At 70.9% G+C, this 17263-nt stretch carries 18 protein-coding genes and 1 tRNA gene; 15 read left to right on the top strand and 4 right to left on the bottom strand.

What is annotated here, in order from left to right; genetic code table 11:
• Nucleotides 1-80: 80 nt before the first annotated feature.
• From ACWDLG_RS16820 to ACWDLG_RS16830, 3 genes are read right to left on the bottom strand one after another with little or no spacing between them, the layout of a single operon-like run.
• Nucleotides 81-335, bottom strand: a complete 255-nt coding sequence (locus tag ACWDLG_RS16820; protein ID WP_354910689.1) for a Smr/MutS family protein — start codon at nucleotides 333-335, stop codon at nucleotides 81-83.
• Nucleotides 332-967: a hypothetical protein gene (locus ACWDLG_RS16825; protein ID WP_449920735.1), complete on the bottom strand. Its 636-nt coding sequence runs from the start codon at nucleotides 965-967 to the stop codon at nucleotides 332-334. The genes ACWDLG_RS16820 and ACWDLG_RS16825 overlap by 4 nt, the downstream gene beginning before the upstream one ends.
• A 33-nt stretch (nucleotides 968-1000) precedes the next feature.
• Complete coding sequence (locus tag ACWDLG_RS16830) at nucleotides 1001-1429, bottom strand: CBS domain-containing protein (RefSeq protein ID WP_449920737.1); 429 nt, start codon at nucleotides 1427-1429, stop codon at nucleotides 1001-1003.
• Between the two features lie 147 nt (nucleotides 1430-1576).
• Between ACWDLG_RS16830 and ACWDLG_RS16835 the strand changes: the two genes are divergently transcribed.
• The 15 genes from ACWDLG_RS16835 (at nucleotide 1577) to ACWDLG_RS16905 (ending at nucleotide 16018) form a co-directional block, all read left to right on the top strand.
• On the top strand, nucleotides 1577-2971 hold the full coding sequence (locus ACWDLG_RS16835; RefSeq protein ID WP_449920739.1) for an aminopeptidase P family protein: 1395 nt from the start codon (nucleotides 1577-1579) through the stop codon (nucleotides 2969-2971).
• Between the two features lie 68 nt (nucleotides 2972-3039).
• Nucleotides 3040-3113 (top strand) — tRNA-Met (locus ACWDLG_RS16840).
• 230 nt (nucleotides 3114-3343) lie between these two features.
• Nucleotides 3344-4135: an MlaE family ABC transporter permease gene (locus tag ACWDLG_RS16845; protein ID WP_354910679.1), complete on the top strand. Its 792-nt coding sequence runs from the start codon at nucleotides 3344-3346 to the stop codon at nucleotides 4133-4135.
• Nucleotides 4135-4989 (top strand): ABC transporter permease, encoded by an 855-nt coding sequence (locus ACWDLG_RS16850; protein WP_354910676.1) that lies wholly within the window; start codon nucleotides 4135-4137, stop codon nucleotides 4987-4989. Before ACWDLG_RS16845 ends, ACWDLG_RS16850 begins: the two co-directional genes overlap by 1 nt.
• Before the next feature lie 3 nt (nucleotides 4990-4992).
• On the top strand, nucleotides 4993-6015 hold the full coding sequence (locus ACWDLG_RS16855) for an MlaD family protein (RefSeq protein WP_354910673.1): 1023 nt from the start codon (nucleotides 4993-4995) through the stop codon (nucleotides 6013-6015).
• 1 nt (nucleotide 6016) lies between these two features.
• Complete coding sequence (locus ACWDLG_RS16860) at nucleotides 6017-7075, top strand: MCE family protein (protein WP_449920745.1); 1059 nt, start codon at nucleotides 6017-6019, stop codon at nucleotides 7073-7075.
• Nucleotides 7075-8100, top strand: coding sequence for an MlaD family protein (locus ACWDLG_RS16865; protein ID WP_449920747.1), 1026 nt, complete (start codon nucleotides 7075-7077; stop codon nucleotides 8098-8100). Before ACWDLG_RS16860 ends, ACWDLG_RS16865 begins: the two co-directional genes overlap by 1 nt.
• Nucleotides 8097-9158, top strand: a complete 1062-nt coding sequence (locus tag ACWDLG_RS16870) for an MCE family protein (protein ID WP_449920749.1) — start codon at nucleotides 8097-8099, stop codon at nucleotides 9156-9158. Before ACWDLG_RS16865 ends, ACWDLG_RS16870 begins: the two co-directional genes overlap by 4 nt.
• A complete protein-coding gene (locus ACWDLG_RS16875) occupies nucleotides 9155-10183 on the top strand; it encodes an MCE family protein (protein ID WP_449920751.1) in 1029 nt (342 codons plus the stop codon). The genes ACWDLG_RS16870 and ACWDLG_RS16875 overlap by 4 nt, the downstream gene beginning before the upstream one ends.
• A complete protein-coding gene (locus ACWDLG_RS16880) occupies nucleotides 10180-11670 on the top strand; it encodes an MCE family protein (RefSeq protein ID WP_449920754.1) in 1491 nt (496 codons plus the stop codon). The genes ACWDLG_RS16875 and ACWDLG_RS16880 overlap by 4 nt, the downstream gene beginning before the upstream one ends.
• A gap of 6 nt (nucleotides 11671-11676) precedes the next feature.
• Nucleotides 11677-12636 (top strand): hypothetical protein, encoded by a 960-nt coding sequence (locus ACWDLG_RS16885; RefSeq protein ID WP_449920755.1) that lies wholly within the window; start codon nucleotides 11677-11679, stop codon nucleotides 12634-12636.
• A 33-nt stretch (nucleotides 12637-12669) separates the two neighbouring features.
• A complete protein-coding gene (locus tag ACWDLG_RS16890; RefSeq protein WP_449920758.1) occupies nucleotides 12670-13299 on the top strand; it encodes a 4'-phosphopantetheinyl transferase family protein in 630 nt (209 codons plus the stop codon).
• A 109-nt stretch (nucleotides 13300-13408) separates the two neighbouring features.
• Nucleotides 13409-13867, top strand: a complete 459-nt coding sequence (locus ACWDLG_RS16895) for a MarR family winged helix-turn-helix transcriptional regulator (protein WP_449920760.1) — start codon at nucleotides 13409-13411, stop codon at nucleotides 13865-13867.
• Between the two features lie 16 nt (nucleotides 13868-13883).
• Nucleotides 13884-14528, top strand: a complete 645-nt coding sequence (locus ACWDLG_RS16900; RefSeq protein ID WP_354910652.1) for an LppX_LprAFG lipoprotein — start codon at nucleotides 13884-13886, stop codon at nucleotides 14526-14528.
• Nucleotides 14525-16018 carry an MFS transporter gene (locus ACWDLG_RS16905; RefSeq protein WP_449920762.1) on the top strand — a complete coding sequence of 498 codons (1494 nt, stop codon included), beginning with the start codon at nucleotides 14525-14527 and terminating at the stop codon, nucleotides 16016-16018. The genes ACWDLG_RS16900 and ACWDLG_RS16905 overlap by 4 nt, the downstream gene beginning before the upstream one ends.
• On the opposite strand, the gene aspS is transcribed toward ACWDLG_RS16905, so the two are convergent.
• Nucleotides 15969-17222, bottom strand: a complete 1254-nt coding sequence (aspS, locus tag ACWDLG_RS16910) for an aspartate--tRNA(Asn) ligase (RefSeq protein WP_449920764.1) — start codon at nucleotides 17220-17222, stop codon at nucleotides 15969-15971. The two genes, ACWDLG_RS16905 and aspS, sit on opposite strands and share 50 nt — an antisense overlap.
• Nucleotides 17223-17263 lie beyond the last annotated feature (41 nt).

Genomic DNA, 17263 nt, shown 5'->3' on the forward strand with positions numbered 1-17263 from the left:
TCATTCCCCGCTCCCCCGGTTCCTCCCACGGCCACCGGCTTGCGCGTGTTCCCGGCACTGATCGGCTGCTCCGCCCGCGCTCACTTGTGGCGGAAGTACACGAAGAGCCGCCCGTGGTTCTTGGCGTCCTTGTCGATGCGGTGGTAGAGCGCCTTGATCTCCTTCTGGTCGAGGAAGCGCAGCACCTTCTTCTTGAGCTGCCCGCTGCCCTTGCCCGGGATGATCTCGACCTCGGTGGCCCGCTTGCGGATGGCCTCGTCGATGATGCCCCGCAGCGCCCTGTCGATCTGGTCGCCCTTGTTGTAGATGTCGTGCAGGTCGAGCTTGAGTTTCACAGTTTCACCCATGGTCCACAGCCCCCGCTCTGGAAGGCCTTGTCGGTCGCCTCGATGGTGACGGTCGCGGGCCCGCTGGGCATCCCGCTGGTGATCACGTCGCCGGGATCGCCCCCCGTGCCCTTCAACCGGGCCCAGTAGCACAACGGCTGGCCGGCGGCGGGGCCTTCCGTCTTGTAAGTGCCTGGCTGGATGTCGGTGCCGACCACCTGGATGCCGCTGCCCAGCGGCAGCCCCGCCGAGGGCCCCGCCGAGGGCACGGACGAGGGCGCGGACGAGGGCACGGACGAGGGCACGGACGACCCTCCGGAGGGAACCGCGGCGGGCGGCCGGCTCGGCGCCGGACCGCCGGTGGCCGGGCCCGTGGCGGTGCCTCCCGTGGGCGCTCCCGTCGGTGCCGTCGGTGCCGTGCCGATCCCGCCCGTCGGCGTCTCCGACGGGCTCTCCGACGGGCTCTCCATGGTCACGGTCATCTCCGGCGCCGAGTACGGCGGCGCCGCGGCGGGCTCCGACGATCCGAGGCCCGCGAAGAAGCCGATGAGGAAGCCGAGGATCCCGGTCAGCCCCGAGGCGAGCAGGATCAGCGTCGGGCTGCTCGAGGCGCGTGGTGGCGGGGGGTGGCCGTACGTCACGGGGACAAGCGTGCCATGTCCCCCCGCCTCCGGTCAGCGGTGCAGGTAGTCGACGAGCGAGGCCTTCTCCGTCTCGAGCTGCTCGATGGTGCTCTTGACCACGTCTCCGATGCTCACGATGCCGACCAGGCGTCCCGCGTCGATCACGGGCACGTGCCTGATGCGGTGGGTGGTCATCGTCCTGCGCAGTTCGTCGACGTTGGCGTCGATCTGGCAGGTGCGCACCTCGGCCGTCATGATGTCCGAGACAGGGGCGTCGAGGACCTCGGGGCCCCTGTCGTTGAGCCTGCGCACGACGTCACGTTCGGACACGATCCCGGTGATCACCGAGTCGTCCCCGCACACGACGACGGCGCCGATGTTGTAGTCGGCAAGCCTGGTCAGCAATTCTCGCACCGTGGTGTCCGGGCGCACCGTCACCACGTCTGATCCCTTGCCCCGCAAGATCGTTCCGATGAGCATGGACCACCACCTCGGCTGTAGGTACCCCTGACTCTCCCCTGGGCTCACTCGGACCAATCACGAGCGACATTGTTTTTGCCGTTAAGGTGCAGGGGGGCGCGAGCGTCGTACCATGTGAAATATCACCTCCTACCCCAGGGATCAGCATTGTCCGAGAAGCTGAACACCGGCAGCCACGACCTGCCCATCACCGACGAGCTGGCCGCCTTCATGGAGACGGGCTGGGCGGACACCCGGCAGACCGGCCTCGAGCCGCTTCCCGTCGCGCCGTGGACGGCCAAGCGGCGCGCCGCGCTGGCCGCCCGGTTCCCGGGCGAACGGCTGATCATCCCTTCCGGCTCGCTGAAGGTGCGCAGCAACGACAGCGACTACCGGTTCAGGACGCACAGCGCCTTCGCCTACCTGACCGGCGACACCGAGCCCGACGACGTGCTGGTGATCGAGCCGACCGGCGAGGCCGTGCTCTACCTGCGCCCCCGCTCGCCGCGGGCGGGCAGCCAGGAGTTCTACCGCGACCGGCGCTTCGGCGAGTTCTGGGTGGGCCGCCGCCCCGACCTGGGCGAGGCCCAGGACCTGTACCAGGTGGCGACCGCGCACATCGGCGAGCTGTCGCTGGGCGGGACCGCGCGGGTGCTGCGCGGCGTCGACGCGAGCGTGGACGCGAGGGTCGCGCCGGGCGAGGGTGACGCGGAGCTGGAGTCCTTCCTGTCGGAGATGCGGCTGCTCAAGGACGAGTGGGAGGTCGCCGAGCTGCAGTTCGCGGTCGACGCGACCACCCGCGGGTTCGAGGACGTGGTGCGGGCCGTACCGGCGGCCCTGGGTCAGGTGCGCGGCGAGCGGTACCTGGAGGGTGTCTTCGGCCTGCGCTCGCGCCTGGAGGGCAACGCCGTCGGCTACGACAGCATCGTCGCCTCCGGCGCGCACGCCAACGTGCTGCACTGGATCCGCAACGACGGCAGGCTGGACGAGCGCGACCTGCTGCTGCTGGACGCCGGCATCGAGACAGACTCGCTCTACACCGCCGACATCACCAGGACGCTGCCGCTGTCCGGGCGCTTCTCCCCGGTCCAGCGACAGGTGTACGAGCTGGTGTACGAGGCGCAGAGCGCGGCCATCGCCACCCTCAGGCCGGGCGCGCGCTTCCGCGACTTCCACCTGGCGGCCATGCGCGTCATCTGCGAGGGCCTGCACGACTGGGGGGTGCTGAAGGACTCGCCGGACCGGCTCTTGGAGAGCGGCCTGTACCGCCGCTACACGGTCTGCAGCAGCGGCCACATGCTCGGCCTCGACGTCCACGACTGCGCCAAGGCCAGGGCCGAGAGCTACCTGGACGGCGTGCTGGAGGAGGGCCAGGTCCTCACCGTGGAGCCCGGTCTCTACCTGCAGGCCGACGACCTGACGCTGCCGGAGGAGTTCCGCGGCATCGGGGTGCGGATCGAGGACGACCTGGTCGTCACCGCCGACGGCGCCAGGCTGATGTCGGCGGGGCTGCCCCGTCACCCGGACGAGGTGGAGGGCTGGATGGCGACCCTGCTGGGCTGAGCGCGGCCGCGCACCCAGACAAACGTGCCCGAGCACTCCCGCCGAGCTGCTAGTCTTATGCATGTCGACGCGGGGTAGAGCAGCTCGGTAGCTCGTTGGGCTCATAACCCAAAGGTCGCAGGTTCAAATCCTGTCCCCGCTACTTCGGAAAGGCCCGGCCGTGTATCACGGCCGGGCCTTTCGCTTTGCTCCGGCCCGCGTGTTCCCGCGGCGGTGGACGCCCGAAGGTCACAGGGCCGTCACTTTTCGTGGCGGGCTGACAACCTGTGAGCTGCGTCTCATACCTTTTCCTCAAATTCCCAGGGAACCATCGACTTACTGGACTACCCGTCAGTAAGGTGACTGATCCATAGTCGAGCCCCCGAGGTGGTCATGGCGCTGACCGGGTACGTCGGCCGCAAGGCCGCGAGCGTGCTGGGCCAGGTGGGCGAGCTGTTCGTGATCGCCCTGGAGGGCCTGCGCCGTACCTGGGACGTCAAGGCCTGGTGGTGGGAGTTCGTCACCCAGTGCTGGTTCCTGGCCAGGGTGACCAGCGTGCCCGTGCTGCTGGTCTCGCTCCCCCTGGGCGCCACCGTGGCGCTGCAGGTGGGCGAGCTGGCCTGGCAGTTAGGCGCCTCCTCGGCCACCGGCAGCGCGGTCTTCGTCGGCCTGGTGCGCGAGGTGGCCCCCATGGCCAGCGCGCTGCTGATCGCCGGCGCCGGAGGCAGCGCGATGACCTCCGACATCGGCGCCCGCCACATCCGCGACGAGCTGGCCGCGATGGAGGTCATGGCGGTCAACCCGATCCACCGCCTGGTCACCCCGCGCATGTGGGCGGCCAGCACGGTCGCGGTGTGCCTGGCCCCGCTGGTGATCGTGGCGGGCGCGGCCGGCGGCTACTTCTTCAACGTGGTCGTCCAGGGCGTCACCCCCGGCGCCTACTTCGACGGGGCGCTGTCGCTGGTGGTCCCGACCGACCTGGTGGTGACCCTGTTCAAGGCGTGGGTGTTCGGCTTCGTCGCCGCCGCGGTGTCCTGCTACATGGGCATGACCTGCGCCACCAGCCCCGTCGGCGTGGGCCGCGCGGTCAACAGGGCCACCGTCGTCACCTTCATGCTGGTCTTCGCGATGAACTACGTGATCACCGCGATCTACTTCCTCGCCTTCCCCCCGAAGGTGCTGTGATGGTCACCCGTACGGCGGGCCTGCGCCTGGCGGCAGCCGGCCGCGAGGCGGGCGAGCGCTTCGCGCGCCTGGCCGACTGGCCGCTGTTCGTCTGGAAGGTGCTCTTCTACTCCGTCCGCGACGTGATCCTGCGCCTGAAGTACTTCAAGGTCGTCATGCGCCAGGTCAGCGACGTGGTCGTGGGTGTCGGCGCGACGGTCGTCGGCGGCGGCATGATCTTCGTGGTGTTCACGATGGCCTTCGTCGTGGGGGCGACCGTGGGTCTGCAGGGCTACCAGGGCCTGCAGGCGATCGGCGCCGAGTCGTTCATGGGCCTGGTCGGCAGCTTCGCCAACGTCCGCGAGATCACCCCGATCATCGCGGCGGTGGCGCTGGCGGCGCAGGTCGGCTCGTCGTTCACCGCCGAGCTCGGCGCGATGCGGATCTCGGAGGAGATCGACGCGCTCGAGGTGATGGGCATCAACGCCTTCACCTATCTCATCTGCACCCGGGTCGTCGCGGCGCTGGTCGCGCTGCTTCCGATCTACCTGATCGCGCTGTTCGCCAGCTTCTTCGCCACCCGGCTGATGTGCACGGTGCTGTTCGGGATGGCGCCGGGCGTCTACGACTACTACTTCTACATCGGCCTGCCGGTCAGCGACATCGTCTACAGCGTGATCAAGGTCGCCGTCTTCGCGTTCGTGGTCATCGTCATCCACTGCTACTACGGCTTCTACGCCACCGGCGGCCCGGTCGGCGTGGGCGTGGCCGCGGGACGCGCCATCCGCCAGTCGATCGTCACGATCGTCCTGCTCAACCTGCTGCTGTCGTTCCTGTTCTGGGGGGACGGCAGCGGCGTGAAGCTGACGGGGTGAGCCATGGGCCGTCACGAGCTGTCCCTGCCCGCCCGCATGGCCGTGGCGCTGGTCGTGGTCGTGGTCCTGGTCGCGACGGGCTTCTTCCTCGTGCGCGGCGTCACCGAGATCAGCGGCACCAAGGTCCAGGCGGTCTTCGACCGCGCGGGACAGGGCATGGACACCAACTCCCCCGTCAAGATCCGCGGCATCACCGTGGGCGACGTGACCGCGGTCGACCTGAACGCCAAGGGCCAGGCCGTGGTCACCATGCACATCCAGCCCGGCGTCCGGCTGCCGCAGACGACCGCCGCCTCCATCGAGCCGAGCTCGGTCTTCGGCCCCAAGTTCGTCGACCTGCGGCTCGGCTCCGGTGAGGCGCGCGGCCCCTACCTGGGGGCCGGCGCCGTGATCACCGACACGGAGGGTCCACTCGACCTGTCCGACTCGCTCGGCGACGCCTACCGGGGCCTGGACGCGGTGGACCCGCGCGAGGTCACGGTCATCGTGCACACGATCGCCAAGGGCCTGGAGGGCAAGGGCGGCAAGATGCGCGAGCTCGTCGACGACGCGGGCACCGTGGTCGGCGTCGCGCACCGGCACCGCGAGCGGGCCAGGCGCTTCCTCGGCGACGCGGCCGCGCTGTCGGCCACGCTCGCCGACAAGGGCGACGAGATCGTCGCGATCGGCGCCGACGTCAACACCATCACCCCCGGCCTGCTGGAGCGGGCCGAGAAGGTGCGCGTCCTGCTCGACCAGATCTCCGACGTCTCCGCGCTCGGCGCCCACGGCCTGCGCAAGCACCGGCGGAACCTGCGCGAGGGCGTGCACTCCGCCGAGCGGGTGACCGCGCTCATCTACGCCCAGCTCGGCCTGGCGGGTGACGGGGTGCGCGGCATCACGACGCTGGTCGACCTGCTCAACAAGCTCATCGAGGCGCCCGGCCCCGACGGGAACCGCCAGCTCCAGGTGGAGGCGTTCGTCGCCACCGACATCTGCGAGCTGATCGTCGGCTCCTGCGGTCCGACGGACGGGAGGAAGCGCTGAGATGGCCGTCTCCAGGGAACGCGTCGTGCGCCGCTGGACGCTCCTGCGCTTCGGCCTGTTCTTCGCCGTCACCGTCTCGCTGATCGCCGTGCTCGCCGTACAGATCGCCCGGGTCAGCACGGACGCCGGATACCCGCTGGTCGCCACCTTCGACGACGTCTCGGGGCTGCTGGTGGGCGACCAGGTCAAGATCGCGGGCGCGCCGGTCGGCCAGGTGCGCTCCATCCGGGTCGTCGACGGCAGGGCGGAGGTGACGCTGGAGGTGCAGGAGGCGGTGCGGATCCCCTCCGACAGCGAGGCGGCCATCAGGTGGCGCAACGCCGTCGGGCAGCGCGTGGTCTACCTCGTCCCCGGCACCGCCCCCGACCGGCTCGCGCCGGGCGCCCGCATCGCGCGCACCGCCTCCGTCGTGGACATCGGCGAGCTGGTCAGCGACCTCGGCCCGCTCACCAGGAGCCTGGACGCCGAGCAGATCAACCAGCTGCTCACCGCCGCCGGCAAGGCCCTGGAGGGCAACCACGAGAACATCCCCCGCCTGCTCGACAACGTCAACGACATCACCGGCACGGTCAACCAGCGCAAGGAGCTCATCCGGCAGCTGCTGAAGGACTACGCCACCGTCACGGGCGTGGTGGCCAGGCGCGACCGGCAGATCTCCCGCCTGGTCGACAACCTGGTGACGCTGTCGGAGTCGTTCGCCGACAACCGCAGGCTGATCGACGAGTCCCTGGTGGAGCTGTCGACCACCTTCCGCGTCTCCAACGAGGTGCTCGGCAAGAACGCCGAGGAGCTCGGCGCGGTCACCGACAGCCTGGCCCGGCTCACCTCCGGCATCCGGCGCAACGTGAACAAGGTCGACAGGACGGTGAACACCATCCGGCCGCTGTTCAGCCGCGCCTACGCCAGCGTCAACCGCGGCCACTACTTCATCTCGGCGGTCCCGTGCGTGGCTCTCGGGCCCCAGCCGTGTCCCTATCCCATGGAGTCGCCGCCCCCGCTGCGGGAGAGCCTGAGGATCCAGAGCTCCAAGGACCTGCGCAGGCTCATGGTGGGTGGGTGATGGCGCTGAAATCGTTCCGCGACCGCAACAGGATCGCGGTGGGGCTCGTCTCGCTCGGCGTGCTCGTCTCGCTGTTCGTCGGCACGTTCCTGGTCGGCACGCTCGGCCTGCTCGAGGGCGGCTACTACATGTCGGGGATCTTCGTCGACTCCGGCGGGCTGAAGACGGGCAACGACGTGCGGGTGGCGGGCGTGCGCGTGGGCGAGGTGACCGAGGTGCGCCCCGACTACGGACAGGGTCACGTGGTGGTCACCTGGAAGGTCGACAGCGAGGTACGGCTCGGCAGGAACGCCCGGGCCGACATCACGCTGTCCAACCTGCTGGGCGGGCGTTACGTGAAGCTGACCGGGCCGGTGGCCGCGCCGTACCTGGACCAGCTGCCCGAGGGGCAGCGGACCATCCCGGTCGAGCGCACCGGCACCCCCGTCCTGGTCAACGACGCGCTCAAGGACGCCACCAGGCTGGTGAAACGGCTCGACACCGAGGCGGTCGACAAGCTGCTCACCGAGCTGGGCAAGGTGGACCTGGCCAAGCGGGGACGGGTGACGCGCCTGCTGAAGAACATCGGCGACCTGTCGGACACGATCAGCAGGAGCCAGCCCGACCTGCAGCGCCTGCTCGACAACGGCACCAAGATCATGGACGTCCTGGAGAAGAAGGACAAGCAGATCGGGCGGCTCATCGACGCGATCGAGGTCATGCTGGACGAGCTGCGGGCGCGCAGGGCCGAGCTGCGCACGCTCCTGGGCGACGGCAGCGACCTGGTCGCCGGCACCACCAAGCTGATCGTCGAGCACGAGAAGAGCCTGGTGGACACCCTCGACAACACCAGCGCGATCACCACGAAGCTGACCGGGAGCAGGAAGGAGTTCAACTCCGTGCTGGGGTGGGCCGGCCCGACGTTCGCGGGGCTGTCGACGATGGGCGGGCAGGGGCCGTGGATCGAGGCCATCGCCACCGGGCTGGGACCGATCAACCCCGAGGTGCTGGCCGCGATCGCCAAGGACAGGAAGAACGACCGATGAGCCCCGGCACGCGGCGGCGCCCGCGCACCCTCGCCCGGCGCGGCATGGCGCTGCTCGTCATGGCCGTCCTGCTCGCCGCCACCGGCGGCTGCTCGCTGCTCGGCCCCGCGCCCTACCACCTCACCGCGATCTTCGCCAAGGCTCCGAGCCTCTACGAGCAGGCCAGGGTCAAGGTCATGGGGCTGGACGCCGGCACCGTGGAGAAGATCACCATCGAGGGAGACAAGGTCAGGGTGGACATGTCGGTCTACCCCGAGATCCCGCTGCCGGACGACGTGAAGGCCGTCGTCGCCCCGCAGAACACCCTGGGCGAACGCAACGTCGTCCTGTACCCGCCGTGGAAGCCCGGCAAGCCGAAGATCGCCCCCGGCGCGGTCATCCCGCTCGGGCGCACCGACCTGCCCGTGGAGATCGACGACGCCCTCGACGCCTTCACCAAGCTGACCGAGGCCCTCGACTCCGACAAGCTCGGCGACGTGGCCGGCGACCTGGCGGACGGCGTACGGGGCCGCGGCAAGACCATCAACAACGCGCTGGCCGACACCGCGAAGCTGACCGGCACGCTCGCCGCCCAGGACAAGCAGCTCATCGACCTGGCCAAGGGCCTGAACAGGCTGGCCACCAGCCTCAACGAGCGGGAGAGCCAGGTCACCAAGACCATCGACGCCTTCGCCGAGGCCAGCGCCACGCTGGCGGAGGAGCGCCGGCGGCTGCGCGGGTTCGTCGCCGGCATGGCCGAGTTCGTACGGCGGGGCGACGTGCTCATCGAGGCCTACCAGGAGCGCCTGCCCCAGGGCGTCGCCACGCTGTCGGAGATGGTGCTCACCGTGCGCGCCAACAGCGAGCAGCTCGCCCAGGCCATCAAGGGCGCCGCCGACTTCGCCGACGTGGTCGTCGACGCCTGGGACAAGGAGCAGCACGTCCTCAAGATCCGCGTCGTGCTCAACGCGATGACCAGGGCGTGGCTGGCGCCCCTGTTCGAGTCGCTCAACCTGCCCAGGATGAGCTGCCTGCCGGGCGGCCTGAGCAACTGCCCCTACGAGCGAGGGAGCCGATGAGAGTCAGACACGCCGCGCTCGCCCTGGCCCTGACCACCTCGGGTTGCACGCTGCAGACGGTCGGCGCGACGCAGGGCGAGCTGACGCTGTCGGCGACCTTCTCCGACGTGCAGAGCCTGGTGGTCGGCCACAGCGTGCAGATCTCCGACGTCAGGGTCGGCACGGTCACCGACGTCCGGCTCGACGGCTACCGGGCCAGGGTGACGATGGCCATCCAGGAGGACAAACGGGTCCCCACCGGGACCAGCGCCACGGTGGCCAAGACCTCGATCCTCGGCGAGAACTACGTGCTGCTCACCCTGCCCAAGGGCAGGACCATGGCCACCGGGCCCTTCCTGCCCAGCGGCGCGACGATCACCGACACCAGCGTGGAGCCCGACATCGAGCAGGTCACCGCCAAGGCGGGCCCGCTGATCGAGGCGCTGGGCGCGCAGGACGTCAACGCCATCCTCGACGCCGCCGCCACCGCCTTCGACGGCAAGGGCGACGACCTCAACCGGCTGATCAGGCAGACCGCGCAGGTCACCGACAGCTACGCGGCCGCCAGGACCGAGATCGCGGCCACGATCGAGGGGCTGGCCGCGCTCGGCGACCAGCTCGCCAAGGGCAGCAAGGAGCTCGACCGGCTGCCCGGCACGCTCGCCGCCGCCACCGACCGGGTCAAGCACGGCCGCAAGCACATCAAGAAGGCGATCGTCGCGCTGACGAAACTGGCGAAGGAGGCCAATGTCACGGTCTACCCGCGCCACGCCGCCCGGCTGCGTACGCTGCTGCGGGAGGTGGACGCCATCAGCGCGTCGATGCTGCGCGGCAAGGAGGACCTCAAGACGCTGGTCACCAGGATGCAGGCCTACATCGACCTCCCGCCGATCACCGTCAACGGCCAGGTGCTCATCTACATCTGGCTGAAGGGCCTGCTGCTGCCGAAGAACAAGGGCGTCATCCCGAACCGGCCCGACGTCGACCCCGGCCCGCAGCCCAACCGCAAGGACGACTTCCGGCTGCTGTGGGAGCCGCCGCGATGAGACCCCGCATCTACCTCAACCTGGGCTTCTTCGCGCTGCTCGGCGTCGTGATGACGGTCTGGGCGTTCAGCACGATCATCAAGCTCGACGTGATCACCCAGCCGTACCGGATCACCGCCGAGTTCGTCTCCTCCCCCGGCCTGGTGCGCGGCTTCGACGTCGCCTACCTGGGCGTCCGCGTCGGCAAGATCGGCGACGTACGGCTCGCGCCCGGCAAGATCGTCGTGGGGCTCGACATCGACAGGGAGATCAGGCTGCCCAGAGCCAGCACCGCCGAGGTGCGGCGCAAGTCGGCCATCGGCGAGCCGTACGTGGAGCTGACCCCGCCCGAGACCGGCGTGAACGGGCCCTCGTTCGCGCCGGGCGACGTGATCCCGGTGCGCAGGACGAGCGTGCCGCTCGACTACAAGGAGCTGTTCGAAGGCGTGGGCAAGCTGCTCAACGCGGTCCCCGCCAAGGACGCCAAGACGGTCACCCACGAGCTGGCGGTGGCCCTGGACGGCCGCGCGCCCGCGATCAGGAGCATCATCGACGACGCCCACGGGCTGACCGACACCCTCGCCGACAACTCCAGGACCCTCGACGAGCTGGCCGTCCAGCTCACCCGGCTGACCGGCACCCTGGCCGGCCGCAGGGAGAAGCTTGCCTCGGGCATCTCCGACCTGGCGACCGTGACCGGCTCGCTGCGCGAGTCGCGCAAGGACCTGCACGCCTTCCTCGACCACGGGCCCGGCGTGTTCGGGCAGATCGACACCCTCATCAGGACGGCCAGGCCCGGCCTGTCGTGCACGCTCACCGCCGCGGGCCTGCCGCACCGGCCGGCCTTCTCCGCCGCGACCGAACGCGACGTCCACCACCTGCTCAGCGTCGTGCCGACCGCGCTCAGCCTGACCGACGACATCAGCGACAAGCGCCCGGACGGCACCGTGTACGGCAGGACGACGTTCATCTTCAGCGTCCCCGGCGGCCCGCAGCCCGCCGAGGAGTACGAGAAACCGATCGGGCCGCCGAGGATGGCGCCGCTGCTGGAGTGCCCGAAGCACGCGCCGGTCACCACGGTCGACTTCACGGCGGACCGGGGCCCGCACGAGGACGAGGACGCCCCGACGACCGCCGACCCGCGGCGACCGGAGAACGGCACCGCCCCGCAGGAGTCCGCACCCGACACCGAGCCCGCCGACACCCAGGCCGGCACCCCGGCCGACACCCCGGCCGACACGGACGCCAGGACGGGCGCGGACAAGACCGGCGCCGACGCCAGTCCCGGCACCGACGGCGATACCGGATCGGATGGCGACGCCGGTGAGGCTCTGCCGCGGGACGCCGACCCGGCCGCCTCGGCCGCCGAGGGCGCGGCACCCACGGCTGCCGCCTCCCAGAACCTCGCACCGCTCGTCGTCGCGATCCTGCTGGCCCTCGTCGTCTGCGGCGGGGTGCTGGGCTGGATCGCGGTGGGACGGTCCTCTCGCCGCCGCGGAACGGAGTGACGACACATGACCACCAAGCAGTCCCTCGCCGAGGAGACGACCCGAGAGGAACCGGAGGCCGACATCTCGGGAACCGAGACCGCGCAGCCCGATGTCCCGGAGGCCGCGTCCTCGACGACCGACGCCCCGAAGGCCGACGTCCCCGAGGACGCGGCGACCCCGAAGGCACAGACCCCAGAGGCACAGACCCCAGAGGCACAGACTTCGGGGGCACAGACTCTGGGGGCACAGGCTCCGGGGGCACAGGCTCTGAAGGCACCGGCCTCGAGAACCAACGGTCCGGAGGGCGAGGGTTCGGAGGCCGTCGATCCACCGCCCGTCGCCTCCAAGACCGCGAGCACCGCGGCCGGGGACGCCACCGGAGACGCCGCCGGGGACGCCGGGGACGGGGGTGCCGGCCGTACGGGTGGAGGACGTGGCGCGCGGTGGCGCGGTGTGGCGATCGGCGCGGTGCTGGCACTGGTGCTGGCCACGGCGGGCGCGACCGCGGTGCTCCAGTGGATCAGCGCCGGCCGCCTCCAGGAGCGGCTGGCCCCGCTGGAGCACGACCGCCTCCTGCGTCTGGAGGTGTCGGGCGCCGCCGGCGCGTTCGCCACCACCCTGCTCAGCTACGACTACAAGGACCTGCAGACCACCCGCGGCAAGGTCATCGCGATGACCGCGGGCGACTTCCTGGCCACCTACGACGAGGCGTTCGGCGGCCCGATGGAGCAGGTCATCGTCAAGCTGGAGGCCGTCTCCAAGGCGACGGTCCGCGAGGTGTACCTGTCCGAGCTGGACGACGCCTCCGCCAAGGCGCTGGTCTCGGTGGACCAGCAGGTCACCAGCAAGGAGGCGGTGCGCAACGTCCTCGGCACGCACCTGAAGCTGGTCATGATCAAGCAGAAGGGCGTGTGGAAGGTCAGCGACGTCACCGTCCTCGGCGCGGCCAAGGAGACCGAGACCAAGCTCGACAAGAAGGGCTAGGACCATCCCCCTCCCGACCTCTAGGCTGGGCGGATGCGTGATCCTCTGGCGATGGGCGGACCGGTCGAGGAGATCACCGGTTCGGAGGGGTGGCTGACCGGTGCCGAGCGGGAGCGTGCCGCCAGGTTCGTCCGCGAGGCGGACCGGCGCGCGTTCGTGGCCGCCCACCTCCTCGTACGGCACTGCGCCGCCGCCTACCTCGACCTGCCGCCCGACCGGGTCACCCTGCTGCAACACTGCGACGTGCACGGCGCCGGGCACGGCCGGCCGTACCTGGAGGGGCATCCCGAGCTGGGTGTCAGCCTCAGCCACACCCACGGCTACGTCTGCGCGGCGGTCGGTGAGGGGAAGGTCGGCGTCGACGCCGAGCGGGTGGCCGACGGGCCCCTCGACGAGGCTCTGGCCGGGCAGGCGCTCACCGGCAGGGAGCGCGCGCTGGTCACCGGCAACGCGGACCTCATCAGGATCTGGGCGCGCAAGGAGGCGCTGGTCAAGCGCGGCGAGCTGACCCTCGACCGGTTGGGTGAGGTGGACCTGTCGGAGCTGGCGGCGCTGGAGCGGCAGGAGTGGCGGGGCCGTCATCTGCTGGAGTGGACGGCGCCCGGGTCGGTGCTGGTGACGGTTATCACCGACCGTCCTGCCGTCCGGATTCCGGCGCAATAGGGTCGTCGTGCGTTTCCGCGGTCAGGCCCTCGTCGTCCCCGCCCCTGCGCGGGCAGGCGTTTGGGGTGCGACGCGGTCGTGAGCGCCGCCGGAGAGGTAAATTGGGATCATGAGCACGCCTCGCTGGCTTACCACGACAGAACAGCGCGCTTGGCGTGCCCACCTCGCCGTGCACAAGCTCCTCATGCACCGCCTCGGCATCGACCTGCAGGAGTTCGGCCTGTCGGTGAACGACTACGAGATCCTCGTCAACCTCTCCGAGTCTCCGGGCAAGCGCATGCGCATGAGCGACCTCGCCGACGCCACGATCCAGTCGCGCAGCCGCCTGTCGCACCAGATCTCCCGGATGGAGGCGGCCGGCCTGGTCACCAGGGAGGACTGCGCCGACGACCGGCGTGGCACCTTCGCGGTGCTGACGGACGACGGGTGGGCCACGATGCAGCGCGTCGCGCCGTTTCACGTCCAGAGCGTCCGCGACCATTTCGTCGACCTGCTGACCGACGACCAGCTGCAGGCGCTCGAACAGGCCTACAACCCGATTCTCGAGCACCTCAAGAGCCTGCGCTGAGCGCTACGATCCGGGCATGCTGCGAAAGCTCCTCCTCGTCGTCCTCGCGCTCGCGCTGACGGCCTGTGCCGGCCAGGAGACCCTGCCGCCGGGCCCCGAGCTGGTGAAGAAGTCGGCGGCGGCGATGAAGGCGGTGACCAGCGCCTCGTTCGCGATCACGACGGACGGCGCGCCGAAGATCCAGCTGAAGCGGGCCGACGGCAGGCTGACCGCGACCGGCGAGGCCGATGGCACGTTGCAGGTCCTTCTCATGAACAGCCTGCAGGAGTTCAGCTTCGTGGTGGTCGGCGACACCGTCCATTTCAAGGCCATGACGGGCGGCTACCAGAAGCTGCCGAAGCGGCTGCTGATGGCGGGCGTGGGCTACGACCCGTCGACGCTCCTCGATCCGGACACCGGCATCTCCTCCCTCCTCGGCGGGCTCGGTGACCCGGTCACGGAGGCGGAGGAGGACGGCTCCTACCGCGTCGCGGCCACCTTCCCCGGCAGGACGATGGGCACGCTGATCCCCGGCGTCACCTCCGACATCAAGGGCAAGCTCTGGATCGACGCCGCCTCCAGCCGGCTGAACCGGATCGACCTGCCGCTCGACGGCGGCTCCGTCACCGTGACGCTGGCGGACTACGACGCCCGCTTCACCATCACTCCGCCCGCCGGATGAGCCTGCGCCGCAGCGTCGCCCTCGGGGTCGGCGGCACCGCCGTTCTGCTGGCCGCCCTCGACGCCTACGTGGTCGTCACCGTCCTGATCGGCATCGCCCAGGACGTCGGCGTCCCCGTCAACCGGCTGGAGCGGGCCACCCCGGTGGTCACCGGGTTCCTGCTCGGCTACGTGGCCGCGATGCCGCTGCTGGGCCAGCTGTCCGACAGGTACGGCAGGCGTCCCCTCATCCACGCCTGCCTGGCCTGCTTCGCGCTCGGCTCGGTCCTGACCGCGCTGGCGGCCTCCCTGCCGATGGTCGTGGCCGGCCGTACCGTGCAGGGCATCGCGGGCGGCGCGCTGCTGCCGATCACGATGGCGCTGGTCGGCGACCTGTGGGAGGACGACGAGCGGCCCGTGGCGCTCGGCGCCGTGGGGGCGGCGCAGGAGCTGGGCAGCGCGCTGGGCCCGCTCTACGGCGCGGTCGTGGCTCTGCTGCCCGCTTTCACGCTGTTCGGCGTGGACCTGGGCGGCTGGCACGCGATCTTCTGGCTGAACGTGCCGCTGGCCGGACTGGCGGCGGTCGCGGTCCAGCGGACCGTCCCGCCCTCGGCCACGGGCGGCGGCAGGGTCGACGTGACGGGCGGCGCGCTGCTGGCCGTCGCGCTCGGGCTGCTGGTGGCGGGGCTGTACAACCCCGATCCGGCCAAGGCCGTCCTGCCCGCCTGGGGGCCGGCGCTGATCGGTGCCGGCCTGCTGGTCGGGGCGACGTTCGTGTGGTGGGAGATCCGCTCACCGGTCCGGCTGCTGGATCTCACCGGCGTCGCCAAGCGGCCGCTGCTGGCCACGCTCGGCGTCAGCTTCCTGTCGGGCGCGGCGCTGCTGGTCACGATGGTGTTCGTGCAGCTGGCCGCGCAGACGCTGTTCGGGGCCGACGCGCTGGGCGGGGCGCTGACACTGGCCTGGTTCCTCGGCGCGCTGGTGGCCGGCGCGCTCGCCGGCGGCCTGCTGACCCGCAGGTACGGCGAGCCGCCGGTCATGGCGGCGGGCCTGCTGGTGGCGACGGCCGGCTACTGGCTGCTGTCGGGCTCGCTCACCGGCCCGCTCGAGCTGGTGATCGCCGGCGCCGGGCTCGGCGTGGTGATCGCGCCCGTCTCCTCCGCCGCGTTGCGCGTCATGCCCGCCGCCCAGCACGGCGTCGCCTCCGCCGCGGTCGTGGTGGCCAGGATGATGGGCATGCTGATCGGCATCGCCGCGGTGTCGGCGTGGGGGTTCTACCGTTTCCAGTCGCTGACGGCCGACCTCGACACCCCGCTGCCGCTCGGCGTCGACGCGGCGACCTACGCCCGGCAGCTGGCCGACTACACCGCGAAGGTGCAGGCGGCGCTGCGGACCGAGTACAGCGAGATGTTCGTGGCGACCGCCGCGCTGTGCGTGCTCGGCGCGGCGGTCGCCCTGCTGGTCAGGGTGCGAGCCGGTGCAGGTCTCGCGGGAAGAGCGTCGCGGACCTGACGTTGGCGGCCCCCGTCAGCCTGGCGGTCCAGCGTTCCAGGCCGATCGCGAAGCCGCCGTGCGGCGGCATGCCGTGCGCGAACGCCGACAGGTAGCCCTCGTACGGCCCGGTGTCGCCGCCCAGCGCGGCGAGGTAGTCGGCGTGCCGGTGCAGCCGCTGCCCTCCGGTGACCAGCTCCAGGCCCTTGAACAGCAGGTCGAAGCCGTTGGAGTAGCCGGGCCGCTCCGGGTCGGGATGGGTGTAGAAGGGCCGCTTGGCCATCGGATAGCCGGTGACGAACAGGAACTCCGAGCCGTGCTCGCGCCGCGCCCACTCCGACAGCCACCGCTCCTGCGCGGGTGACAGGTCGGGTTCGTCCTCGCCGGTCAGCGCCTGCGCCTCGGTGAAGTGGATCGCGGGGATCTCCTGCGGCACCTCGGGGAGCGTGACGCCCAGCGTCTCGACGGCCTGGGCCGCGCGCAGCCGTACCTCCTCGGTCATGCCGGCGATCGCCTCCCGCAGCACGGCCATCACGTCGCGGTGGTCGCGCACGAAGCCCAGCTCGGCGTCGAGCGAGGTGTACTGGGCCAGGTGGCGGGCGGTGTCGTGGGGTTCGGCGCGGAAGACGGGCCCGACCTCGTAGACCCGCTCGAACACCCCGACCATCGCCTGCTTGTAGAACTGCGGCGACTGGGCCAGGTAGGCGGGCCGGCCGAAGTAGTCGATGCCGAAGACGTCGGCGCCCGACTCGGTGGCCGAGGCGACGATCTTCGGCGTGTGGATCTCGGTGAAGCCGAGGGCGTCCAGCGCCGACCGGAATCCCGCCACGCCGGCCGCGGCGATCTCGAACGGCGCGCGCAACGCCGGGTGCCGCAGCGCGACGGGCGCGTGGTCGAGGACGGTGGGCAGCGACGCCGGGACCCCCGGCCGGTACAGGTCGAACGGCGGTGCCACGGCGGGCTCGGCCAGCACGGCGATCTCCGGCGACGTCAGCTCGACGCCACCGGGCGCCTGCGGGTTGATCGTAACCGTGCCGGTGACCTCGACGACGCTCTCCTCCACCGGCAGGTCGCCCGAGGTGACCGCCTGCGTGAGACCCGCGCGGTCGCGCACGATGAGAAACGAAACGGACTTCAGCTGCCGCCGGCGGTGCACCCACCCGGCGACCTTCACTCGTTGCCCGGCATGCTCGGCGAGCTCTGCCGACAGGACACGAGAGATCATCACAACTCCTTGAGCCGCATGATCCCTTGGGGACGCGGGGG

The organism is Nonomuraea sp. NPDC003727 (genome assembly GCF_053586935.1).